Below are 209 nucleotides of genomic sequence, written 5' to 3' on the forward strand. Positions count from 1 at the left end.
GGGGCAGAGGTTATCGCAGGAGACACCATTATCTCTTATGGTATCTCTCTTGGTTTTTCATCAGAAGAGGCTAAATTTTTTACCACATTTACATTACTAGCCATGGTCTTAACTTATGGATTAGGCGTGTTTTTAATTCCAAAATATTTAAAACAGAAAACGGCATTAATAATAAGTGCCACTTTAGGAATCGCGTTTAGTTGTTGTAT

The 209-nt window shown here is 35.4% G+C and carries 1 pseudogene; it reads left to right on the plus strand.

The window, feature by feature from the left end:
• Nucleotides 1–209, plus strand: a pseudogene (locus Q1B05_RS18680) (glucose/galactose MFS transporter); the annotation flags it as partial.

Origin of the sequence: uncultured Formosa sp. (genome assembly GCF_947500765.1) — a bacterium.
Taxonomy (GTDB): domain Bacteria; phylum Bacteroidota; class Bacteroidia; order Flavobacteriales; family Flavobacteriaceae; genus Formosa.